23 protein-coding genes and 1 tRNA gene are annotated in these 23,919 nt (G+C 51.9%); 11 read left to right on the top strand and 13 right to left on the bottom strand.

Features of this window, described 5'->3' with window-relative positions:
• Positions 1–85: 85 nt before the first annotated feature.
• The 5 genes from rpsI to AC5E51_RS11780 form a co-directional block, all read right to left on the bottom strand.
• On the bottom strand, positions 86–478 hold the full coding sequence (gene rpsI / locus AC5E51_RS11760) for a 30S ribosomal protein S9 (protein ID WP_068443028.1): 393 nt from the start codon (positions 476–478) through the stop codon (positions 86–88).
• Between the two features lie 4 nt (positions 479–482).
• On the bottom strand, positions 483–914 hold the full coding sequence (rplM, locus tag AC5E51_RS11765) for a 50S ribosomal protein L13 (RefSeq protein WP_068438803.1): 432 nt from the start codon (positions 912–914) through the stop codon (positions 483–485).
• A 122-nt stretch (positions 915–1,036) separates the two neighbouring features.
• On the bottom strand, positions 1,037–1,348 hold the full coding sequence (locus AC5E51_RS11770) for a hypothetical protein (protein ID WP_076516360.1): 312 nt from the start codon (positions 1,346–1,348) through the stop codon (positions 1,037–1,039).
• A 129-nt stretch (positions 1,349–1,477) separates the two neighbouring features.
• Entirely contained in the window at positions 1,478–3,067 is a 1,590-nt protein-coding gene (locus AC5E51_RS11775) for a peptide chain release factor 3 (RefSeq protein ID WP_491778622.1), read from the bottom strand.
• 124 nt (positions 3,068–3,191) lie between these two features.
• Entirely contained in the window at positions 3,192–5,309 is a 2,118-nt protein-coding gene (locus AC5E51_RS11780) for a TRAP transporter large permease subunit (RefSeq protein WP_491778623.1), read from the bottom strand.
• Between the two features lie 157 nt (positions 5,310–5,466).
• Here AC5E51_RS11780 and arsH point away from each other — a divergent pair, with 157 nt between their 5' ends.
• Positions 5,467–6,210, top strand: a complete 744-nt coding sequence (arsH, locus tag AC5E51_RS11785; protein WP_068443846.1) for an arsenical resistance protein ArsH — start codon at positions 5,467–5,469, stop codon at positions 6,208–6,210.
• A 3-nt stretch (positions 6,211–6,213) separates the two neighbouring features.
• Here arsH and AC5E51_RS11790 read toward each other — a convergent pair whose 3' ends face one another.
• The 3 genes from AC5E51_RS11790 to AC5E51_RS11800 all read right to left on the bottom strand — a co-directional run bounded on the left by AC5E51_RS11790 (position 6,214) and on the right by AC5E51_RS11800 (position 8,994).
• Entirely contained in the window at positions 6,214–7,596 is a 1,383-nt protein-coding gene (locus tag AC5E51_RS11790; protein WP_068443842.1) for a ribonuclease J, read from the bottom strand.
• A complete protein-coding gene (locus AC5E51_RS11795; protein ID WP_301378291.1) occupies positions 7,593–8,507 on the bottom strand; it encodes a glycerophosphodiester phosphodiesterase in 915 nt (304 codons plus the stop codon). Before AC5E51_RS11795 ends, AC5E51_RS11790 begins: the two co-directional genes overlap by 4 nt.
• 64 nt (positions 8,508–8,571) lie before the next feature.
• A complete protein-coding gene (locus AC5E51_RS11800) occupies positions 8,572–8,994 on the bottom strand; it encodes a thiol-disulfide oxidoreductase DCC family protein (RefSeq protein WP_297530744.1) in 423 nt (140 codons plus the stop codon).
• 62 nt (positions 8,995–9,056) lie between these two features.
• On the opposite strand from AC5E51_RS11800, the gene ilvD reads away from it, so the two are divergent.
• The 3 genes from ilvD to AC5E51_RS11815 all read left to right on the top strand — a co-directional run bounded on the left by ilvD (position 9,057) and on the right by AC5E51_RS11815 (position 12,696).
• Positions 9,057–10,895, top strand: a complete 1,839-nt coding sequence (gene ilvD, locus AC5E51_RS11805; RefSeq protein WP_301378289.1) for a dihydroxy-acid dehydratase — start codon at positions 9,057–9,059, stop codon at positions 10,893–10,895.
• 62 nt (positions 10,896–10,957) lie between these two features.
• Positions 10,958–11,434, top strand: a complete 477-nt coding sequence (locus AC5E51_RS11810; protein ID WP_301388040.1) for a hypothetical protein — start codon at positions 10,958–10,960, stop codon at positions 11,432–11,434.
• A 167-nt stretch (positions 11,435–11,601) separates the two neighbouring features.
• On the top strand, positions 11,602–12,696 hold the full coding sequence (locus AC5E51_RS11815; protein WP_301378287.1) for an OmpA family protein: 1,095 nt from the start codon (positions 11,602–11,604) through the stop codon (positions 12,694–12,696).
• 57 nt (positions 12,697–12,753) lie between these two features.
• Here the strand turns inward: AC5E51_RS11815 and AC5E51_RS11820 are convergent, their stop codons facing one another.
• From AC5E51_RS11820 to hisB, 5 genes are all read right to left on the bottom strand, one after another.
• Positions 12,754–14,361, bottom strand: coding sequence for a methyl-accepting chemotaxis protein (locus AC5E51_RS11820; protein ID WP_301378286.1), 1,608 nt, complete (start codon positions 14,359–14,361; stop codon positions 12,754–12,756).
• A 161-nt stretch (positions 14,362–14,522) separates the two neighbouring features.
• Complete coding sequence (gene hisF / locus AC5E51_RS11825) at positions 14,523–15,281, bottom strand: imidazole glycerol phosphate synthase subunit HisF (RefSeq protein WP_068443815.1); 759 nt, start codon at positions 15,279–15,281, stop codon at positions 14,523–14,525.
• A 2-nt stretch (positions 15,282–15,283) separates the two neighbouring features.
• A complete protein-coding gene (hisA, locus tag AC5E51_RS11830) occupies positions 15,284–16,024 on the bottom strand; it encodes a 1-(5-phosphoribosyl)-5-[(5-phosphoribosylamino)methylideneamino]imidazole-4-carboxamide isomerase (protein ID WP_076516341.1) in 741 nt (246 codons plus the stop codon).
• 55 nt (positions 16,025–16,079) lie between these two features.
• On the bottom strand, positions 16,080–16,730 hold the full coding sequence (hisH, locus tag AC5E51_RS11835; RefSeq protein WP_297530756.1) for an imidazole glycerol phosphate synthase subunit HisH: 651 nt from the start codon (positions 16,728–16,730) through the stop codon (positions 16,080–16,082).
• 12 nt (positions 16,731–16,742) lie between these two features.
• Positions 16,743–17,333: an imidazoleglycerol-phosphate dehydratase HisB gene (gene hisB, locus AC5E51_RS11840; RefSeq protein ID WP_068443808.1), complete on the bottom strand. Its 591-nt coding sequence runs from the start codon at positions 17,331–17,333 to the stop codon at positions 16,743–16,745.
• A 150-nt stretch (positions 17,334–17,483) separates the two neighbouring features.
• On the opposite strand from hisB, the gene AC5E51_RS11845 reads away from it, so the two are divergent.
• The 7 genes from AC5E51_RS11845 to AC5E51_RS11875 all read left to right on the top strand — a co-directional run bounded on the left by AC5E51_RS11845 (position 17,484) and on the right by AC5E51_RS11875 (position 23,877).
• Positions 17,484–17,891 (top strand): acetyl-CoA sensor PanZ family protein, encoded by a 408-nt coding sequence (locus tag AC5E51_RS11845; RefSeq protein WP_491778624.1) that lies wholly within the window; start codon positions 17,484–17,486, stop codon positions 17,889–17,891.
• A 100-nt stretch (positions 17,892–17,991) separates the two neighbouring features.
• Positions 17,992–18,624: an MlaC/ttg2D family ABC transporter substrate-binding protein gene (locus AC5E51_RS11850; RefSeq protein WP_491778625.1), complete on the top strand. Its 633-nt coding sequence runs from the start codon at positions 17,992–17,994 to the stop codon at positions 18,622–18,624.
• A gap of 321 nt (positions 18,625–18,945) precedes the next feature.
• Entirely contained in the window at positions 18,946–21,357 is a 2,412-nt protein-coding gene (locus AC5E51_RS11855; protein WP_491778626.1) for a bifunctional diguanylate cyclase/phosphodiesterase, read from the top strand.
• Between the two features lie 46 nt (positions 21,358–21,403).
• Positions 21,404–22,453, top strand: coding sequence for an A/G-specific adenine glycosylase (mutY, locus tag AC5E51_RS11860; protein ID WP_297530764.1), 1,050 nt, complete (start codon positions 21,404–21,406; stop codon positions 22,451–22,453).
• A gap of 2 nt (positions 22,454–22,455) precedes the next feature.
• Positions 22,456–22,725 carry an oxidative damage protection protein gene (locus AC5E51_RS11865; RefSeq protein ID WP_068443793.1) on the top strand — a complete coding sequence of 90 codons (270 nt, stop codon included), beginning with the start codon at positions 22,456–22,458 and terminating at the stop codon, positions 22,723–22,725.
• 85 nt (positions 22,726–22,810) lie between these two features.
• A tRNA-Phe gene (locus tag AC5E51_RS11870) sits at positions 22,811–22,886 on the top strand.
• A 487-nt stretch (positions 22,887–23,373) separates the two neighbouring features.
• The gene (locus AC5E51_RS11875; RefSeq protein WP_491778627.1) at positions 23,374–23,877 is read left to right on the top strand and encodes a DUF4382 domain-containing protein; all 504 of its coding nucleotides are present in this window, start codon (positions 23,374–23,376) and stop codon (positions 23,875–23,877) included.
• The last annotated feature ends 42 nt before the right edge of the window (positions 23,878–23,919 follow it).

Genomic DNA, 23,919 nt, shown 5'->3' on the forward strand with positions numbered 1-23,919 from the left:
CCCACAAGGCATGGGGTTTTGGGCATAAAAAAAGCGCTTATTGATCTGTGCCAATAAGCGCTTCTTTCTGCTCTGCAGCGTTGGATTAACGCTTGGAGAACTGTGGCTTCTTACGTGCTTTACGCAGACCCACTTTCTTACGTTCAACTTCACGAGCGTCACGAGTAACGTAACCCGCTGCACGCAGTGAAGGACGCAGAGTTTCATCGTACTGCATCAGTGCACGGGTGATACCGTGACGGATTGCACCGGCCTGGCCATTACCGCCACCGCCTTGTACGTTGATGATCACGTCGAACTTTTCGAGGCTTTCAGTCAGTTCGAGTGGCTGACGAACAACCATACGAGCCGTTTCACGACCAAAGTACTCGTCCAGAGGACGCTTGTTTACTACGATGCTGCCAGTACCAGGACGCAGAAAGACGCGCGCGGTGGAGGTCTTACGACGACCGGTACCATAGTATTGTGTTACTGCCATCATCTTATCCCAGTTTCAGTTCTTGCGGTTGCTGAGCAGTATGTGGGTGCTCAGTACCTGCGTAAACTTTCATTTTCTTGAACATAGCACGACCAAGAGGATTCTTAGGAAGCATGCCTTTCACCGCAAGTTCGATTACCTGTTCTGGTTTGTAATCGATCAGCTTCTCAAAAGATATCGATTTCAGACCACCCGGGTAACCTGTGTGACGATGGTACATCTTATCGCCAGCTTTCTTGCCGGTTACTTTTACTTTGTCTGCGTTGATAACAACGATGTAATCACCGGTGTCAACGTGTGGAGTGTATTCTGGCTTGTGCTTTCCTCTCAGGCGGAGAGCAACCTCAGTGGCCAGGCGACCCAGCGTTTTATCAGCTGCATCAACAACAAACCACTCACGTTTTACGGCTTCTGGTTTTGCGCTGTAAGTTTTCATCAAATTCTCGCCTTCAAGGGCATTGTTGATTCGAAAAGAGGGCGGCATTCTATAGGAGGGATTGGGGTAGTGCAAGGACTAATTCAATTAGTTTTTAAGTCCCTGCATTACAAGGTAAAACCTCAATACTGCTCTGGCTCCTTGAGAGAAACCAGGCCCCAGATCAGGCTCAGAAGTGCCACCATGACGTCTAACAGAATCGCCAGCCCCATTGCCTGAGACGTCTCTTCTGCCTGGTCATATCCCATTACCTGCCCTGCCCAGAAAAATCCGGCGCTGACCAGAAAGCCAACCACAATACAGGTAATCAGAAAGTAACCTTTTGCATCGTCCAGCATCAGTTTCTCCTGAGTCAGGAGAGTCTGAATCCACCAACGTATGCCACCACACAGAACCAATGTGATAAGTACGCCTGATAAAAAGTAAATCGCCATTGTCGCTAAGCCCCCGCACAGCGATGATATCCATGCAGGAAAGCTTAGTTCAGAATGACCTGTCCGCAAGGAAAGTCAGACGAATATCAATGGCGCGCGATTACGATGATCAGGCCCAACACTGACAGATCAGTGCTCACGCGTTGAGCGGAACTGAATTTCCGGCCATCGCTCTTCAGTCAGCGACAGGTTGACGCGAGTCGGCGCAATGTAGGTGAGGTAACCACCGCCATCAATCGCCAGGTTCTCTCCGCCCTTACGCTTAAACTCTTCGAGCTTTCGCTCGTCGTCGCAGTAGACCCAACGAGCGGTATTTACGTTCACCGGCTCGTAGATACACTCAACTTTATATTCGTCCCGCAGACGCTGCTGCACGACGTCAAACTGCAGCACACCCACAGCGCCCAGAATCAGGTCGTTGTTATTGAGCGGCATAAACAGCTGGGTCGCCCCTTCTTCGGAAAGCTGCTGCAGACCTTTCTGCAACTGCTTCATTTTCAGAGGGTCTTTTAAGCGTACCCGCTTGAACAGTTCCGGCGCGAAATGCGGAATACCGGTGAACTGACGATCTTCACCCATGGTAAAGGTGTCACCAATCTGGATAGTGCCATGGTTATGTAGACCGATGATGTCACCGGAGATGGCCTCTTCCACCGCCGAGCGGTCACCCGCAAGGAAGGTCACAGCATCGGCAATCTTTACATCCTTGCCGATACGGACGTGCTTCATCTTCATGCCCTTGCTGTAAGTACCCGAGCAGATGCGCATAAAGGCAATACGGTCCCTGTGTTTCGGGTCCATGTTGGCCTGAATTTTAAAGACAAAGCCTGTGAACTTGTCATCATCCGGCGCCACTTCGCCCAGGTCAGTACCACGCGGCAGCGGTGACGGCGCCCACTCGACAAAGTAGTTGAGCATTTCGCGCACACCGAAGTTCGCCAGTGCTGTCCCGAAGAAGACGGGCGTCAGCTTGCCATCGAGGTATTCCTGAAGATCAAATTCGTGGCTCGCTGCCTGAACCAGTTCAATCTCTTCTTTGACTTCTTCCACCAGCTCTTCGCCGAGCAACTCAAGCGCTTCCGGTGAATCGAGACCCTTGATCTGAATATCGTCTGGAACAACGCTCGCCTGCCCCTGCTTGAACACATGGATCGTGTCCGTCATCAGGTCATAGATGCCTTTGAACGCCTTGCCCATACCGATCGGCCAGGTCACTGGCGCACACTTAATGTTCAGTACTGTCTCGATCTCATCCAGTACTTCGATGTGATCGCGGACTTCACGGTCCATCTTGTTGATGAAAGTGAAAATCGGCGTGTCGCGCAGACGGCATACGTCCATCAGCTTGATGGTCCGGTCTTCTACACCTTTAGCGCCGTCGATCACCATCAGCACAGAGTCAACAGCGGTCAGAGTGCGGTAAGTATCTTCTGAGAAGTCCTCGTGCCCCGGGGTATCCAGCAGGTTAACCATGCGCTCACGATACGGGAACTGCATCACCGAGGTTGTGATCGAGATACCACGCTCCTGCTCCATCTGCATCCAGTCAGACGTAGCCATGCGGCCAGTCTTCTTGCCCTTTACGGTACCGGCGAGCTGAATCGCATTCCCGAACAGCAGCAGCTTTTCGGTAATCGTGGTTTTACCCGCATCCGGGTGGGAGATAATGCCGAAAGTCCGACGCTTGCCGACTTCCTGCTGAAATGGTGTATCAGACATGACTTCTCTGAACTGGAGATTGAAAGGCCGCTATTCTCCCTGAAAGCGGCCTTCTGTTCAAAGGGTGATCGAATCACCCTGTTTTAGCAGAAAGAATGCTCTCTGCTCGTGTCAGAAATTCTTGTCAGAAATAGTCCTGCCAAAGCAGAGGACCGAAGGCGACGATCACCAGCGCCGTGGCCATGGTGACCAGTGGCAGCAGAATTTTCTCGTGGCGATACCAGAAGCTCTCTCCCTGAGTCTCCAGCTTGGACAGTCGGATTTCTTCTTCACCAACGACTTGCCTTGTCAGCAAGTGATTCAGTGCAACCGGCGGACTCAGATACCCCAGCTCGAAGGCTACCAGAGTGACCATCCAGAAATGAATCGGATCGATACCCGCTTTATAGGCAATACCGGCAATGGTGACGCTGACCAGAAGTACGGCGCCGTATGGGTCCATGATCATGCCGATCAACACCAGAATAGTGACCAGAGCCAGCATCGCCATCCATACCGAACTGAACTCTGCAGGCAGCAGAGTCATCAACTCAGCGCGCTCAATCACACCACCGATCGTCATGGTCGTGCCCATCAACATCAGCAAGGCACCGATATGCACAGTCGCCTCTGACGTGGATGACTGAAGGTTGGCAAATAACGAGGGCTTCTCTGTCGTATTGTCATCGACCTCGCCAGAGGCCCGCGCTTTTTTATCCGCAATGCGCTCATAAATAAGAATCACGGCAAGCAAAACGGGAAGGATAGTCGGCGCCGAAAACTCATCCAGATACGCGGCCAGCACCAGAGCGTAAACGACCAGCGTGGCCGCAATAAGAAGCACATAAGGAATCAGTGGCTTGAGTGCATTAAAGAATGCTGGCCAGACGCTACCGTCTGTTTTCTGAAGGTTCTGATAGTCGTCTTTCTTACTGGTGATAAATGCGTAAAAAGCAAAAAGCGCGGTTGTTAACAGGAAGACTTTTACCCCCCAGCCGAATAACTCGTCCGTCGTCACTTCATTATTCAGTGCGGCGACAATGACCACCAGCAGACACGGACGCAAAACCACACCGAGAGAGCCTGACATTGCTGTCGCAGCGAGCGCCAGCTGTCGACGTGCACCGGCTCTGCGCACCTCAAGGTACACAAGGCTGCCGACGGCAATCACGAAAATACCGGAACCGCCCGTGTAGGCTGTAGGCACCGCCGACACGGCAACCGCAATCACCGCCAGCATTTCAGGGCGGAAGTTAAACGGACGAAAAACATCGAATACCTTCTGCGCCAGGTCGGTACGTTTCAGCAACATACCGATCAGTACATACAGAGCGACATTCAGCATCAGGGACGCCAGTTCCATCATCTGATTAATGTAAATACCGATGCCCGAAGCGTGCCCGTTTAACAGAAAGTAGCTGCCAGATATAAGCGTAAAAATGGCATACAGCGGAGTCGACAGAAGTGCGTTGCCCATATTCCCGCCCGGCACAGCATCTTCCGGAACCTTGATAACCTGATACAGGCAGATCGCCATGGCGGAGCCGAACCCGAGAATCCAGACCCAAAGCAGCGTCAGGTGCTCAGAGCTGACATTGATGCCCGCTGACAAAGCAACGCTTTTAAAGCTGACCATGGAGAAGAAAAGAATGGCGAACGCACCAAGCTGGGCCAGTGCCGATACCCGATAATCCAGCACACTCGCCGCCGGGCGCAGCGAAATATGATGCTTACGCAGCAGTGCAGTTCCGCCGCAGATCAGAACTAACACTGCAAGCATGATCCCGGAAGCGACCATGCGGAATTCGCCCAGATCAGCGACCCACTTCTCTAACGACCGGTAGGCTTCCACCGTGGGAGTAATGCGCTCAACAATGCCGTGATAACGGTCGAACTTAAACTCACAATCTGCTTTTGCCGCTTCAAGCGACTGACGTAAGACATCTGGTGGAACGGGATCTGAGGCCAGCAGATCAAACTCGTCATCCGCTTCTTCCTGCTCCCGGATCATTCGTTGCAGGGCTTGTTCGATATCCTGATCGGGATTACAGGCAGGTGCTTGGGGGTCAACCCGTAACTGATAATAGCCTTCCCACTGAGCTTCCCCGAACAGCAGAAGCTGAGCATGAATCGCATGACTGGTATTCAGCAGTACGACTGTAAGCAGTATCAAAAATGCCGGAAATGTTGATAACCAACGATAGAGGCCCTCGCTCTTTTCATGGGTAGTATTTTCAGAACCGTCGTGAGCGTTAAGATCCATGCGCCTGCCCTTTATCAGCTTGGTGTTATTTTTATCGTTACCTGAGCATTATTAAATTGCTGCGCCGGGGATCATACACAGAAACATTACACTTTGTGTAACGCCCTCAAGCCCGGTTAGCATACGCCTGAGCCAATCCATTCATCCCGAGCCAACTATGACCGACAACAGCGATACCCCCCTCCCAACGTCCGATCACATGCCGAATATCGACGACGACTGCCTGAACCCGATCGACGAAAGCATCTTGTTTAACGAAAAAGAGAGTGATCATAAGCCCCGGATTCTGCTGCTCTATGGGTCTCTGCGAGAGCGCTCTTTCAGCCGCCTGGCAACGGAGGAAGCCGCCCGGATTCTCGAGTGGCTCGGAGCCGAAACCCGGACCTTTAACCCATCAGGTCTGCCGCTGCCCGATGACGCCGATGCGGATCACCCCAAAGTAAAAGAGCTGCGCGAGCTGGCTAACTGGAGCGAGGGAATGGTCTGGTGCAGCCCGGAACGTCATGGGGCAATGACCGGCATAATGAAAGCACAAATAGACTGGATACCCCTCGCACTTCAGGGTGTTAGACCAACTCAGGGGAAAACTCTGGCCATCATGCAGGTCTGTGGCGGCTCGCAATCATTCAACGCCGTTAACCAGATGCGAATTCTGGGGCGCTGGATGCGTATGGTGACAATCCCCAACCAATCTTCGGTTCCAAAAGCCTGGCTGGAATTTGATGACAACGACCGTATGAAGCCGTCGTCTTATTACGACCGCATCGTCGACGTTATGGAAGAGCTGATGAAATTTACCCTGCTGCTCAGGGATAAAAAAGACTACTTTACCGACCGCTACTCGGAGCGAAAAGAAAGTGCAGAAGAATTCAGAAAGCGGATCGACACCCGCTCACTCTGAAATTTATTCTACTTTTACCAGGCCGCCTTTTTCGTATCCGAGGCGGCCCGTCCTGACCTTCTGACGTTGCATTCCCGGCACCGGCCGCAACATAAACAGGTCACCGTTCCGCCCCGTCATGGTACGCGGTATTCCGCAGCCCTTTGCCAGCCCAGCGTGGGCTTTCATATGCTCAGTTTCACCATGAACGGGAATCGCAATCTCAGGCTGCACCCAGTTGTACAACATCTTCAGCTCGTCCTGCGCCGGATGGCCTGAGGCATGGATATCGTGCTCTGCATTATCAACCGTAACAACCTCAACGCCGAGCGCCGTGAGTTGATCAATCACGCCCTGAATGGCCTCTTCATTACCAGGGATCGCTCTGGCACTGAAGATCACCCGATCGCCTGCCTCCAATTCAAAATCCGGATGTGTTCCGGCGGCAAGCCTGCGCAACGCGGTGCGGGGTTCCCCCTGACTGCCGGTCGCGACGGCAAGCACTTCGTTGCGAGGTAAATAGCCCAGATGACCCGTATCCACGGCACCTGCACTGTAAGGCCAGACACCCGCCCGTTTGGCACACTGGTGCATATTAATCAGGGAACGACCATACAGGCCCATGTAGCGCCCCGTATCTTCGGCAATATGAGATAACGTCAGCAAGCGCGCTATATTACTGCCGAAACAGGTGACAACCACGCGACCCTTCGCACTCTCGATGTAATGGCGTAACCCATCATAGAGATCACCCTCTGATACTGAGTGCCCCTTTGTCGTGGCATTGGTCGAGTCGCACACCATCGCCAGCACGCCTTCATCGGCCAGCTTACGGAAGGTCTCTTCTTTATAGCCATGCCCTACGACCGGGTCTGGGTCCAGTTTCCAGTCACCGGTATGAAAAATATTGCCCAAGGGCGTGCGGATCATTAAACAGTTCGGATCAGGAATCGAATGGGTTAACGGCAACCACTGCACGTCAAACGGGCCGATATGTAAGCGCTCGCCAGTTTCAGGAATAATAAGTTTCACCTGATGCAGAATGCCGTGCTCAGCGAGCTTTTTCTTCAGTACTTCTGCGGTAAACCGGGTGCAGTAAATCGGGCAGCGTAACTTATGCCAGAGATACGGCACAGCGCCGACATGGTCCTCGTGAGCATGAGTAATAATCAGCCCCGCGAGATCATCTTTGCGCGCCTCAATAAACTCAGGGTCAGGCATTTGAGTATCAGGTTCGCCACTATGATGGCGTGTACCATCCGCACTGACGCGTCCGGGTTTGGGAAAGGTGACGCCACAATCGACCATCAGCCACTTGCCGTCGTGACCATAGAGATTCATGTTCATACCGATTTCGCCGGTACCGCCTAACGGCAGAAAGACCAGATCCGAACTGGAAGGCATCATAAATCAGGCTCGCAACGCTGCCCAACAGGAATATCCGTAATAATAATATCTGCTCCGTGATTACAGGCTGACTTCAGAGATTCAGCATCATCGACCAGAAAGGTTCCAAACAGAACCTGGCTCTGGTGTAGTTTCTCTACAGAAGAATGCGACATAACTATCGTTGGGCTAACCAATACATCTGCATTTGATTCCTGCGCAGCATCGACAGGATTTTCAGCGAAGAAAAAAGTACGAATGGCTGCCATCGCTCCGATATAATCCCAGTCCTCTCCAGCGTAGAAAGCAGGATAAGAGAGTGCAATCCGAGCATTAAAATCTTCAAGAGAATGCTTTATTTTTCCCATCTGATGTTTCTCAGGAACTTCGATAAATACAGGGTTTGCTATTTCCTGTTCAGTCAACGCCAGAAATATTTCAGCGCCGTACTCTTCAACATCCAGTGTGACTCCGTCCTGAATTTTCAGATCGAGATAGATCGTTTTTTCAGGATGATTAGCTGCAACAGCAAGCGCTTCAGCCAGCGTTACCAGCGGATGGAACTCAGACGCCTTTTCTGAAGCACCGCTCTTTGCTGCCGGGAAGTGACACTCGAACAGCTCATCTAATTCACTCGAGTACACATCCCGGATATACACAGGTTCAAATGTCTGGCCATCGTACCGTCGACAGTTTTTTTCACTGATCCAGGGATCATGGGCCAGTAGCGGAACACTATCGCCTGCCAAAACGATATCGATTTCGATACCGTCGTAATCACTCCGCTGAAGAGTTGCTTCAATCGCCTGTAAGGAATTCAGAGGCGCATCTCCTGCACTGGCGCCGTGAGCGAGATAGAGCCGTGATTTAAGACTGGCGACCTCAGAGTCCAGAGGCTTCACTGGCGACGAAGAACAACCCGCCAGTATCAAAGACAGGCATCCGAGTAATACAGTTATAGATAGGGTCTTAGCCCGAGTGAGTATTGGTGCGTGCTTAGTTATCACCTTGTTTCTTACCGTCAATTGAACATCCTTGTGGACCACAGGTGTCGCATCGCTGTTGACCTGTCAGCCAACCAGACACCTTATATCGATTGCGCGCAAACCACAGGTAAGCCTTGTCTGCAAACCAGCGAACGACAGGCCATCTTAGCGGGGCAATCCAGAAGCCTCGTCCAACAAGCGACCAGGCACGATAAGTGACATCCAAACCCAGCAGGAGTTCACCATTAGCAGTATCAGCGTGAAGGATGGTGCTCGCCGCCTGCGGATCAATGTGCGGATAACGCTCAGTAAACCCTTCCTGCTGAATATCCACCAGCGTCAGGCGACCGGCCTGATCTGCCTTTCTCAGGTGGTCCATTTCGCGTACACACAAAGGGCAGTAGCCATCGTAATAAAGGGTAAGTTCAGACATGCACGCAACCTCGCTGATTGATACAATACACCACTATTTTACGTATAAAGAGACGAGAGATCATGCCTCAGTATCGTTCCAAGACGTCTACCGCTGGTCGCAATATGGCCGGAGCCCGCGCCCTGTGGCGTGCAACGGGTATGAAAGACGATGATTTCCAGAAGCCTATCATCGCTGTTGCGAACTCATTCACTCAGTTCGTTCCGGGTCACGTTCACCTGAAAGATCTTGGCCAACTGGTTGCCCGCGAGATCGAGAAAGCCGGTGGCGTAGCGAAAGAATTCAACACGATTGCCGTAGATGACGGCATCGCCATGGGTCACGACGGCATGCTCTACAGCCTGCCGAGCCGTGAAATCATCGCCGACTCTGTTGAGTACATGGTTAACGCGCACTGTGCTGATGCGATTGTCTGTATCTCTAACTGCGACAAAATCACTCCGGGAATGCTGCTGGCCGCTCTGCGCCTGAACATCCCAGTGATCTTTGTTTCTGGCGGCCCGATGGAAGCCGGTAAGACCAAGCTGTCTGAGCACAAGCTGGATCTGGTTGATGCCATGGTCATCGCCGCTGACGATTCTGCCTCTGACGAGAAAGTCGCCGAATATGAGCGCAGCGCCTGTCCGACCTGTGGTTCGTGTTCTGGTATGTTCACCGCCAACTCCATGAACTGTCTGACTGAAGCTCTTGGTCTGGCGCTGCCGGGGAACGGCTCGGTACTGGCTACTCATGCTGACCGTGAGCAACTGTTCCTCGAAGCCGGCCGCAAGATTGTTGAAAACGCCAAGCGTTACTACGAGCAGGACGATGAGTCTGTACTGCCCCGCTCTATCGCCAATTTCAAAGCGTTTGAAAACGCCATGACCCTCGATATCGTCATGGGCGGCTCAACCAATACTATCCTCCACCTGCTGGCCGCTGCTCAGGAAGCCGAAGTCGACTTCGACCTGAAAGACATCGACCGTCTGTCACGTGTTGTTCCTCAGCTGTGTAAAGTGGCGCCGAACTCGCCACTGTACCACATGGAAGACGTTCACCGCGCCGGTGGCATCATGGGTATTCTGGGTGAAATCGATCGTGCTGGCCTGCTGCACAATGACCTGCCAACCGTGCACAGCGCCACCATGAAAGAAGCGCTGGATAAGTGGGACATCATGCGCAGCCCAAGCGAAGAGGTCGTGCAGTTCTACAAAGCTGGCCCTGCGGGCATCCCGACTCAGACCGCATTCAGCCAGAGCACTCGCTGGCCAACGCTGGACGGCGACCGTGAGAACGGCTGTATCCGCAGCATCGATAACGCCTACTCACTGGAAGGCGGCCTGGCGGTACTGTACGGCAACATCGCCCTTGATGGCTGTGTGGTTAAAACAGCTGGTGTGGATGAATCGATCCATGTATTCCAGGGTCGTGCACGCATCTTCGAAAGCCAGGACGACGCCGTCACCGGCATTCTGAACGACGAAATCGTTGCCGGTGATATTGTCATCATCCGCTACGAAGGCCCGAAAGGCGGCCCGGGCATGCAGGAAATGCTGTACCCAACCTCTTACCTCAAGTCGAAAGGCCTGGGTAAAGAATGTGCCCTGCTAACCGACGGTCGCTTCTCTGGCGGCACCTCTGGTCTGTCGATTGGCCACTGTTCACCAGAAGCCGCATCGGGCGGTGCCATTGGCCTGTTGAAAGACGGCGACATCATCAACATCGACATCCCGAACCGTTCGATCAATGTCGACCTGACGGCTGAAGAGCTGTCTCACCGTCGCCACGAGCAGGATAAGAAAGGTTGGAAACCTGCCGAGGAACGCCCACGTAAAGTGACCACGGCATTGAAAGCCTACGCCAAGTTCGCCACTAGCGCCGATAAGGGTGCCGTCCGCGACAAAGCTATGCTCGACGACTGATGTTAGAAAGGCCGGTTTTTACCGGCCTTTTTATTGGTCCGAATTTATTTACATGACGAGAAATGAATCCCATGAAGACATCGCCACTTCTGTTTTCCTTACTTTTTTTATCCGCCGCCAGCGTAGTTCAGGCGGCTGAAGTTCGAATCATAGACGCCCAAAAAGCGCAGCAGTGCTTATTAGTAAAAGAAGAATCCTGCAGTAGCAGTACGGAAGAAAAGTGCACCGAAAAGCTTAGAAAAGAAGCCCTTGAAGTCAGGGCCGACAGTATTCTTATCCTCGACAGTAGCGAATCCCGCTTCCGTAAGCCGACTCTGGCTGGCGGCATCAAGACGGTAAACAAAGTCAGCCTGGAAGCAGAGTTGTACGACTGCCTGCAACAAGAGAAGCCTGTAGCCGCCAATCAAGCTAAGGCCAGAAAAGCAGAGAAGAAGTCGATAAAAGAACGCCTGGAGATCCTTCAGAACCTCAGAGATGACGAGCTGATTACAGAGAAGGAATACTCTCAGAAGAAGGCTGAAATCCTTCAAGACCTGTAATCAACAGGAACTTTTCTCAGATTTTATAACACCTGAAAGCCCGAAATCCATCTTCGGGTTTTTATGAATTTTTTATTTTTTTTTGAACTGTTTCACCAACGCCCAGTCCATTTAAGCACGGCCACCCTATACAGGCTATATCAATTTATAATATGGATGGACTACCCGTGAAACGCACTTTACTCGCTACAATCATTTCTTCGATCAGCGTTACTGCACTGGCCGAAAACCCTTATTACGTGACTTTTGGTGGTGCCCACACCGACCACGAGGTCACCAACGAATACTTCGATGATTACATCAAGCACAGCTACGACCTGGAACTCTCAGCCGGTTATATGCTGAACAACGACACCGCGGTTGAGCTCAGTATCGTACAGCCTTCTCCAGATCAGGTTGACGGCCGTGCTGATGTTCAGCAGGCTCGCGTCAGTGGTCTGCATTTTTTCGGTGACGATATGATTCAGCCATACGTGAGCGCTGGTCTTGGCTATGGCAAGGCAGAGCTGAACGATTTTGCTCAAGAGAACGCTCTGGTGAGTGTTGGCGCAGGTCTGCAACTGGCGGCGACAGATACCTTCTTCGCCCGTGCCGAATATCGTTACGACGATATGGTAAATGAAGACATTGAGCACAATAACTATGTGCTGGAAGCCGGCATGCGCTTCGGCGGCAACAGCGTGACATCATCACGCGACGAAGCTGCAAATAATATGACCAACGACGTTGAAGCTGCACACGCAGCTGCAGCAGCAGAACGCGCGAAAGCCGAGGAAGACGCTCGCCGTGCCGCCGAACTGGCCGCTGAAAAAGCCCGTATTGCTGCGAAGCTGGATACCGATAAAGACGGCGTTCCTGATCGCAAAGATAAGTGCTCAGATACACCCAAAGGTACTATGGTCGACAGTGACGGTTGCCCGAGCTTCGACGGCAAGCTTCAGGGTGTTTTCTTCGAAACAGGCTCTGCACAACTGACTGAAAACAGTGAAGCTATTCTTGATGATGTTGCTAAAGAACTGAAGCGCTATCCTGATCTGATGATCGAAATTCAGGCTTATACCGACAGTCGTGGTAGCGATGCACTGAACCAGAAAATCAGCGAAGACCGCGCACAATCAGTCCGTTCGTACCTGGTAGAGAAAGGCGTCAGTGCAGAGAAACTGAGCGCAAAAGGCTATGGCGAAGCGGACCCTGTTGCGACCAACGATACTGCTGAAGGTCGTGCACAGAACCGCCGTGTAGAACTCGCTGTTAAGAAATAACACTCGAAAATTAAAATGGCCGCGATTGCGGCCATTTTTATTATCAGCAAACATGCTTCACACCCTGAAGCGCTCGACAATTTCCCGTAACCGCTGCACTATCTGACCAAGGTCGTTACTGTGCTCAAAGGTTCTCCCTGAGGCACTCAGGGTTTGCTCAGAAGCCTGACTGATTACACGGATGTTCTCGTTAATTCTTGAGACCACATTGTTCTGATTATCCGCCGCTGCAGAAATTCTGCTGTTCATTGAGCGAATATTCTCAACACCTGTTGCAATCTGTTGAAGTGCTTCGCGGGCACGCTCTGTATCCTGAACACCCTGCTGCGCACGGTCTTTACTGGCATCCATCACCTGAACGGCTTTCTCAGAAACACTGACCAGACGCTCAATGATGTCGTTAATCTCTTTAGTCGAGTCCTGAGTCCGGATTGCCAGACTACGGACTTCGTCAGCGACCACGGCAAAACCACGCCCCTGCTCACCTGCTCTCGCAGCCTCAATCGCCGCATTAAGAGCAAGCAGGTTCGTCTGTTCAGCGATTTCATTGATCGATTTCGCAACGTGACCAATCCCCTGCGTATCTTCAGCAAGTTGCCGTACAACCGTCACGGCGTTCTCAACTTCTGCCGCGAGCTCCTGAATCGTGCCTGTCACCTGAACAACGACTTCGCTACCGCCCTCGGCATTCTCTTTCGCCGATACGGCCGCTGTTTCGGCGTTTACCGCACTTTCGTTCACTCGCCCGGCAGCGTCTGATAGCTCTTCTACCGCCACCAGCAGGTCTTTACTCTCACGTTGCTGCTCACCCATTCCATCCCGCGTTTCACGGGTGATTAATGCCAGTTCTCCCGACACCCCAGACAGCTCAGACATGGTATGAGATAAATCACTGATCGCCGGCTGAAAGCTATTCAGCATGCGGTTAGTCGCTTCTTCGACCCGGCTGAATTCATCATTGGTGCCGAGGTTTACACGCAGGGTCAGGTCAGAGTTCGTACCTATCTGCCCCATCGTTCTTTCCAGGCGACGCAGTGGCTGAATCACGATGCGATAAATCACAAAATAAATACCGGAAAGTCCGGCAATCATAAGAACGGCGTTCATCAGGCTGCTATTGATGAGATCTCCCAGCACCTGGCTGTCTTCCTCCGCGAGAGAGTATGTAATCCGCCCCGCACCAAGAACGGTCCCCTCGGCAACCTGATGACAACCAAGGCAATTAGTGCCATGACGGTTCTCAACAGCGATGTAAGGCTCAATAACCGTGAGCTTACGTTCACCATTTACGGTTTCAACAAACGATACAGCTTCGCCGTTCAGTGCACGGCGATCGTATTCGTCCTGAGGTTTCTCGCTCGGAAACCCCGGACCGAATAGCTTGTTTACGGCGTCGGCACGCAATACGCGCACTTCTTCGATGCCGTCCTGCTGAGCAAACTTATCTCGCAGAGTATCCCGGCTTGCCATGCTGCCGGTCAGCATCAGCATATTGATGCCATCAAGATAATTGTCGAGCACCTGATTCAGATGCTGCTCGGTAGTCTCCAGAAGACGCGCTTTCTGTTGATGTGAGGAATACAGGTTGATAAATACCATGATCAGCAGGAAAACCAGGATCATAGGTGTGAGTATCTTCCACTTCACGGATTGAAATTGAGTCATTGCGCCACTCTCAGCCTGCGGGCAGAGTTCAGTTAGAAAGTCTGCTGTTTCTCAGATAAAGAAGAACAGCTCTGCCTTCAGAGTAGACGCTTTTGTGGAGATCGACAGAAATTCGATGGCCAGTCAGGCCACCGAAGAGTGACAAATAAAGACAGAATTAATTAGAGGCGCATTTCGATGCCAGCGGCAGCCATGTGCTCTTTTGCCTGCTGGACCGTATATTCACCGAAGTGGAAAATACTCGCCGCAAGAACGGCGTCAGCGCCACCAAGTTTTACACCATCGACCAGGTGATCAAGGTTACCCACACCGCCTGACGCAATCACCGGGATATTGACCGCATCCGAGATGGCTTTGGTGACACCCAGGTCAAAGCCGGTTTTAACACCATCACGATCCATGCTGGTCAGCAGGATTTCACCGGCGCCGAAGTCGGCCATTTTCACAGCCCACTCCACCGCATTAATGCCGGTCGGCTTACGGCCACCATGGGTGAAAATTTCCCAGTGGTCATCTACCTGCTTCGCATCAATCGCAACCACAATACACTGCGAGCCGAACTTGTCCGCCGCTGCGCGCACAAAATCCGGGTTATAAACCGCAGCCGAGTTAATCGATACTTTGTCGGCACCAGCATTCAGCATGTTACGGATGTCGGCAATTTCACGAATACCACCGCCAACAGTCAGGGGAATAAACACCTGCTCGGCGATCGCTTCTACCATATGAACTGTGGTTTCACGCTCTTCGTGGCTGGCGGTAATATCGAGAAAGGTAATTTCATCCGCGCCCTGATCGTTATAGCGCTTAGCAATTTCGACCGGATCACCCGCATCGCGGATACCAACGAAGTTGACGCCTTTTACAACGCGACCTTTATCAACATCCAGACACGGAATAATGCGCTTCGCCAGAGCCATGATTATTTACCTGTGAGTTCGTCTGAAAGAGTCTGAGCTTCAGCAACATCCAGCGTACCTTCATAAATTGCACGGCCAGTGATCGCACCCAGAATACCGCGGGAAGCCACCTTCGACAGCTGACGGATATCTTCGATGTTGGTGACACCACCTGATGCAATCACAGGAATACCACCCTCTTCTGCCAGCTGAACGGTCGCTTCAACGTTCACGCCCTGCATCATGCCGTCACGAGCGATATCGGTGTACACAATTGCTGATACGCCATCGTTGCGGAACTGCTTCGCCAGATCAACGGCTTTTACTTCAGAGACTTCAGCCCAACCGTCAGTTGCAACGAAACCGTCCTGTGCATCCAGACCGACAATCACGTGGCCCGGGAAAGCGTCACAGGCTTCTTTTACAAACGCAGGTTCTTTAACGGCTTTCGTACCAATAATGACGTAGTTCACGCCCGCTTTGATGTAGTGCTCAATGGTTTCCAGTGAACGGATACCGCCACCAATCTGAATCGGCAGGTCCGGGAAGGCTTTAGCAATTGAGGTCACGGCTTCGCCATTCACTGGCTCACCGGCAAACGCACCATTCAGGTCAACGAGGTGCAGACGACGGCAGCCCGCATCGACCCAGCGCTTTGCCATAGACACAGGATCATCACCAAACACGGTGGAATCATCCATACGGCCCTGACGGAGGCGAACGCACTGGCCATCTTTGAGATCAATAGCAGGAATAACGAGCATGAGAATAACCTTAAAAGAGTAACCTTAAATTTGAATCATTAACCGGGCGGCCAGATCAGGCCTGACCATCCCAGTTCAGGAAGTTCTTGAGTAATGCGAGACCCGCATTGTGGCTTTTTTCGGGGTGAAACTGGACGGCGAAAACATTGTCCTGCCCCATGGCAGCGGCAAAATCGACACCATAGTGGCCGCGGCCTTTCACCTGTTCCTCATTCTCTGCTTTTACATGGTATGAGTGAACAAAGTAGAAACGGGTATCGTCGGCAATGCCATTCCAGAGCGGGTGTTTTCCCTGACTTACTGTGTTCCAGCCCATGTGGGGTACTTTCAGGCGCTCACCGTTTTCTCTCAGGTCATCGCCAAAGTACTTAACCTGACCGCGGAACAGCCCAAGACCGTCAACACCGCCGTTTTCTTCGCTGCGCTCCATCATGGCCTGCAGACCAACACAGATACCGAGCAAAGGCTTCGACGCCGCAACTTCACGCACAACAGCATCAATACCCTGAGCATAAATCTCAGCCATACAGTCACGGATAGCACCGACACCGGGCAATACCACATGGTCAGCTCTGAGGATCACCTCTGGGTCACCGGTAACCAGTACCTGAGTATCTGGAGCCACACTCTGAAGAGCACCGTGAGCGGAGTGCAGATTGCCCATGCCGTAATCAATAACGGCACAAATCTTACTGTTAACTGTCACTGTTCCGACCTCTTACAGACTGCCCTTGGTCGATGGTGTCACGCCAGCCATACGAGGGTCCTGCTCAACCGCCATACGCAATGCCCGACCGAACGCTTTGAAGATCGTCTCTGCCTGGTGGTGCGCATTGAAGCCTTTGAGGTTATCAATGTGGAGCGTGACTTTGGCGTGATTCACGAAGCCCTGAAAGAACTCCCAGAATAACTGAGTATCCAGACGGCCGATCGCAGCACGGGTAAAGTCGACCTTCATATCCAGACCCGGACGGCCAGAGAAGTCGATCACAACACGTGACAGTGCCTCGTCCAGCGGTACATACGAATGACCATAGCGGACGATGCCTTTTTTATCGCCGATCGCCTGTGCGAACGCCTGCCCTAAGGTGATGCCGATATCCTCAACCGTATGGTGGTCATCGATATGAGTATCGCCTTTGCAGGTGATATCCAGATCAATCAGGCCATGGCGCGCGATCTGATCCATCATGTGTTCAAGAAAGGGAACACCTGTATCGAATTTGGCCTGACCCGTGCCATCAAGGTTGATCTTAACGGTAATCTGGGTTTCGAGCGTGTTACGCTCTACTGACGCCGTGCGTGCCATAGTGAGATTGTCTCCGGACTCTCGCAAAACAGAAAAGAAAGCATTATAAAGCAAAGCGCACCAGAAAGTAGGCCGTAAGCTTCTGAAAGTAATAAATCCTGCCTGACTGATGCACCGTACCGTGAACAAGCCAACGAACAGGAGCCTGATGTGCCGGTAAAACTGGAGCACCTGACCAATCCAACAGAAGACGACTTCACTGATTTCGAGAAAATCCGCACCGAGACCGAGCCTCACGGGCTTGCCGTTGATGCGCCTCTGCGCGAGTGGATTAATCAGAATCGCTGGGTTATTGGTGGTAGATTTAACGACCGCATCATTGGCGCGTTACTGGCGGAACGGAATGGCGACCACGTAAGACTGGCAAATGCTGGCGTTCGTCGTATTACTCAGCGCCGTGGTGTTATGCACCAGATGCTGCATTTTCTGTGCAAATGGGCGGATGAAGAGCGACTGACCCTGGAGTTTGTCGATAGTGAAGACTCACTATCAGAAGCCATCCTGCGAAGAAACTTTGAACGTCAGGGTAACCTGTTGGTCTACAAAAGGACTGTTTGAGCAGCCACTGTTGCACAGATGTAACAAATAATTGTGAACATCCGTCTAGGCAGCTGCGACGTATCGTTAGATACTGACCAAAAATGATAAGGACGTAACCGTGTTAAAAATACTCTCCCTGTTTACGCTGATGATGTTTGCGGTAACGCAGGCTTTCGCCAGTGACGACAAGCCACTGAAAGTGGTTGAGCAAGCCACCAATGGCGTGATTGCTGAACTGAAGAAAACCGAACCTGAAGAGCGCGACGCCCAGATGGTTGAGCGACTGGTAGAAGAATACATTCTCCCGGCGATAGATCAGGAAAAGATCGCGATGGGTGCACTGGGCAAATACTGGCGCCGTGCTACGCCTGAGGAACAGCAGCGTTTCATCACGATTTTCCGTGATCGTCAGCTACGTACTTATGGCGGTGCTTTCAAGGCATTCAGCGGCGAGACTCTGGAGTTCTCAGACACCCGCTACAGCCCGGACGGTGGTCGCGCTATCGTGAAGGGCCAGTTCACCCAGACCAATGGCAACAAAGTCCCAGTAGATTTCCGTTTGTATGAAAACAAAGAGTCTGGCGACTGGCTGGTATACGACGCCGTAATTTCAGGCCTGAGCATGGTGAAAACCTATCGCACGCAGCTCTCTGATCGCTTACAGAACATCAGTATCGGCGAACTTATTATAGAGCTGGAAAGCGAACCCGTCAAACCATACGACCCTGAAGAGCTTCAGGCAGGCTCTTAAGCCTCAGATTCTGTCGAAAAAGCCGCTGACCAGCGGCTTTTTTTGTGACTCGCCACCGGTAAAGCCCGCGAATTAGTACTAAACTGATGTGATTGGGAACTCCACTAAGGCGCCTCAAAATGCGCCACATAATAAAAAGTGACCATAAAAAGGCCGTATTGGCCGTCTTGAATTCAGATAACTGACGACGCACTCTGTAGAGCGCGTTTATTCGGATAACCGGCACAGTATGATTGGCAGCAGTATGTACATCAAAATGACACTTCAGGAAGGAGCGCTTCCTTGGCTGCCAAACAACACTCTCGTCGGGAGAGTAGTGCCATGACGCTTTTCAAGACCCAGTCCTTACGCCGGCGCCTTGTTCTTATTTCATTAATCACCACCAGCCTTACACTCCTACTGGCTAACTTTGCCTATATTTCGCTCGAGTATTATCTGGCCAAGCGGGACACGGAGAATAAGTTACAGGTGCTCGGTGACGTCATATCAGACCGTATCACTGCGGCTCTGACGTTTAATGATAAGGCACTGCTTGAAAGCAACCTGAACACACTGCAGTCAGACAGTGCGATCGTGCGTGGCTGTATTTATCGTCAGGACCAGACACTGGCGGCCAGTTATCACTCCAAGGCCCACGAGCGCATCGATTGCCCGAATTACCTGCCACGCGTCGATACTCTTAAGACCTATAACTTCTCGCGCTTTTTTCCGGTCACCCGCGCCGAAGAGCCAATAGGCACGCTGTATATCGAAAGCAGCCGGGATCATTTGCTCGAACGTTTTTTCCAGTTTCTGGTGTTCTCACTCATCATTATGCTGACAGCGTTCGCACTTGCGCTATTCCTCGCCAATAAGCTCAAAGATGTGATCTCCAGGCCAATGCGGGAGCTGAGCGATACCCTGACCGAAATCCTGAACAAGAAGGTCTATTCGATTCGTGCAACCAAGACGAATAACGACGAACTCGGTGATCTGGTTGATCTGTTTAACCGCCTGCTGACGACGATTGATGATGAAAACCAGTCGCTAAAAGCATCTGAAGAACGCTTCAGAAAGCTAACCGCCCTGTCTCCTGTCGGTATTTTTCAGGTCGATCCCAACCAGAACCTGCAGTACGTGAATCAGCGCTGGCGTGATATTCACGGTATGACAAACGACCACCCTGACCTTCAGGACTGGTTCGAGATGATCAACCCGAAAGACCTCGTGAATGTTCAGGAAGCCTGGAACCGGCTGGTTCTGGATCAGGAGAGTATTGCTCTGGAGATCCGCCTGACTCGGCCAGACATGGCTTACACCTGGATTCACCTGATGGCGAGTGCGCTCTACGACCGCGACGGCCAGCTGCTAGGTTACTTAGGTGCAATTTCAGATATTTCTGAACTGAAAGCGGCTCAGGTGCAGATGGAAACCCTCGCCTTCTTCGACCCACTGACAGGGTTAGCAAACCGGCGTCTGTTTAAGAATCGCCTGGTGACCTCGGTGAAGGGAGCGCTCCGTTCCGGCAAGTCCATGGCCCTGATGTTTCTGGATATGGACCAGTTCAAGCGCGTCAACGATACGCTCGGGCACGATGCTGGCGACGTTCTTCTCAAAGAAGTATCGAACCGCCTGAGTAACACAGTGCGGGAAAACGATACGGTATCGAGGATCGGTGGTGATGAATTCACAATTCTGCTGACAGACATCAGTTCTGTGCAGGATGTACGCGCCGTTGCAGAAAAGATTCTGCGCGCCATGTCGAAACCCATTCGCGTCAAAGGCCAGGATATCCTTACCTCAGTCAGTATCGGCATCACCATGACGCCCGATGACTCCACCGACACCAACGTGTTGATGAAAAATGCTGACCTGGCCATGTACTCTGCCAAAGAGCAGGGCCGCAACAACTTCCAGTTTTTCTCGGAAGAGATGAATCACTCTATTCTCGAGCACCTCGCCATCGAGAAAGAGATCAACGAAGCGATAGAACGGAATCAGTTCACCCTGTTCTATCAACCAAAGATCAGCCTGTTCGACTACCGCACCACAGGCGTCGAAACGCTGATCCGCTGGCAACACCCAGACAAGGGCATTATTACGCCGGATAACTTTATTCCGGTCGCTGAAGAAACCGGCCAGATCATTGATATTGGTAACTGGGTTCTTGAGCAGGCGTGCCGCCAGATCAGTAGCCTGATCCGCAAGAACATCATGCCTGCGAATGCCAAAGTTGCGGTCAACCTGTCAGCCAAACAGTTCACCGACCCGGATCTCGCCGGTCGTATCCGCAATGTGCTTGAGATCACCGAGATTCCACCGCGCTGTCTGGAACTGGAAATCACCGAAAGTACCCTGATGGATGATGTTGAAGCAGCCATCCGCATCATGCAGGAGATCAAATCGACAGGGGTGTCTATCGCCATTGATGACTTCGGTACCGGGTACTCGTCACTCTCCTACATCAAGCGTTTCCCGATTGATGTGCTAAAAGTGGACCGTTCGTTTGTCATGGATATTCCGGATGATAAGAACGACATGGCGATCACCGCAGCGGTGATCGCGATGGCCCACAAGCTCGATCTGAACGTGGTCGCCGAAGGCGTAGAGACGGATGAACAACTCCAGTATCTGCGCCTGAATAACTGTGATGAGGGTCAGGGCTACCTGTTCAGCCGTCCGCTATCTCTCGGGCAGCTGCATCAATACCTTGTGATCTCTGCTGAGCGACGCAGCAACAGCTACGAAATCTGAGTCAGATCCTTCATACTGCCCGCCGTTTTAACAGAAACCGGACACCATGAAAGACTCAGCATTCAGTGAGACCGTGCTCGCCTGGTATGAGGTTCACGGTCGCAAGCATCTTCCCTGGCAACAGAACATCACGCCGTACCGTGTATGGGTGTCTGAGATCATGCTACAGCAGACTCAGGTCGCCACCGTTATTCCTTACTATGAGCGCTTTATGGACAGCTTCCCAACTGTCGAAGCGCTCGCCAACGCCACTCAGGATGACGTGCTCCACCACTGGACTGGCCTCGGCTACTACGCACGCGGAAGAAACCTGCACAAATGCGCTCAGACAGTTGTTAGCGAATACGATGGTGAGTTTCCCAGATCGGTTGAAGAGTTAAGCGACTTACCCGGCATAGGCCGCTCAACCGCAGGGGCTATCGCTTCTATTAGTATGGGCATCCGCGCACCTATCCTCGATGGCAACGTCAAACGCGTACTGACCCGCTTCTATGCGATCCCGGGCTGGCCGGGCACCACTGCGGTTGAAAAACAGCTCTGGGAGATTGCTGGCCGACTGACCCCAGAACACAGCCACCAGCAGTATACGCAGGCAATGATGGACCTGGGTGCGACTCTTTGCACACGCTCTAAACCCGCCTGTGGTATTTGCCCGCTGCAGCCTGACTGCCAGGGGTACGCTGAAGGTAATCCAACGCAGTACCCGAACAGCAAGCCAAAGAAAGAAAAACCAGTAAAAAGTACCGTGATGGTGATTTTTGAAAACGAACAGGGTGAGCTTTTACTGAAGCAGCGGCCTCAGAGCGGAATATGGGGCGGGCTCTGGAGCTTTCCCGAAGTCGGAGACACCGCTGAAACGGAGCAGGTTCTTCTCAGCGAGACAGGCCATACAGAGGCTGAGACTCAGGTTCTGAATACCTTCAGGCACACCTTTTCTCACTACCACCTGGACATCACCCCTGTGCACGTAAAAATAAAACGGCCAGCAGCCACGGTGCATGAAAACAACGTCCACTGGTACAATACCTCCTCACCAAGCGCCATTGGTCTGGCTGCACCGGTGAAGAAACTACTTACATTGATCACTCAGGAGTAAGCATGGCCAACACGGTACACTGTCGCAAATACGGTGAAGAACTCCCCGCTCTGACCACTCCGCCTTTCCCCGGACCGGCCGGTGAAAAAATTATGCAGACCGTCTCTGCGAAAGCGTGGGAAGAATGGACAGAACACCAGAAACGCCTGATTAACGAGAAGCACCTGAGCGTAATGGACCCCGAAGCCCGCAAGTACCTGACAGAACAGCGCGAGAAGTTTCTCAGCGGCGGTGATTTTGATCAGGCAGAAGGCTATGTTCCTGAAAATTAAGAAAAATCGCTGAATAGCTGTTGACAGTATGCGGCGAGCGCGGTTTAATACGCGCCACTCAACGGACGGACAGTCCTGATGAGATGCCCAGATAGCTCAGTCGGTAGAGCAGCGGATTGAAAATCCGCGTGTCGGTGGTTCGATTCCGCCTCTGGGCACCACTTATTTCTACAAAGAGCCTCGCAATTGCGGGGCTTTTTGTTATCTGAAATATGACCACCGCCACCCGTGTCGGTGAGCTGGGCGCCCCCGTTCGATGTCCGCCTCTGGGCACCACTTATTCGAAAAGCTCGTACAGAAATGTACGGGCTTTTTTATTGCTTACAAGAAAGTGAAACACTCCATCGAACTCGTTCGATTCATCAAAGCCATCCCTGGCTTTGCCCCTCCGGGCGGCCTGCGGCCGTGCAAATCTGATCCCGTCAGATTTGTCCGCCTATTCCAAAAGCCTGTACAGAAATATACGGGCTTTTTTTATTGCCTGAGACAAACCACCGCGACGAATGGTGAGCAGAGCTGCCTACAGCCGTGTATTGCTTGATGATAGATCGACCCACACCACTTCAACGAAAAGTTCCGTAAAAAAATATAGGAACCTTTAGATAAATACGCGTACAGATAAGTAACCTCATTGATTTTGGAGTATGTATGTCTATTTCTTCTGGTTCACTGAAACCGTCACTTCTGGCAGTCGCGACGTCGGCTTTAATTCTGACTGGCTGCGGTGGTGATGGCAGCAGTAATGATGATGACGGCGAGACCGGTAAAGTATCCATGAGTGTGACTGATGCGCCGGTAAATTCAGCACTTGGCGTATACGTACAGTTCTCTGGTGTTGTTCTGATTAAAGATGATGAAACACAGGAAGAGCTGACGTTCGATGAGCCAAAGCAGATTAACCTGTTAGATTATCAAGCGGGCAATAGTGTAGAACTGTTTACCGATTTCGAAGTAGAAGCTGGCGAGTACTCTCAAATCCGCCTGATGGTAGATACCGAAGGAAATAATGACACTTATATCTCGTTTGCTGATGGCTCATTTGAGCTGGAAATTCCAAGTGGTGAGCAGACGGGTCTGAAACTCGTCAGTGGTTTCACCGTGACGGCCGACGAATCAGTCTCTTTCATGCTGGACTTCGACTGTTCTGGTTGAATACCCCGGACACCTCAAGAAGAGATAAACTCTTCACCAACA

Source organism: Thalassolituus sp. (assembly GCF_984348125.1).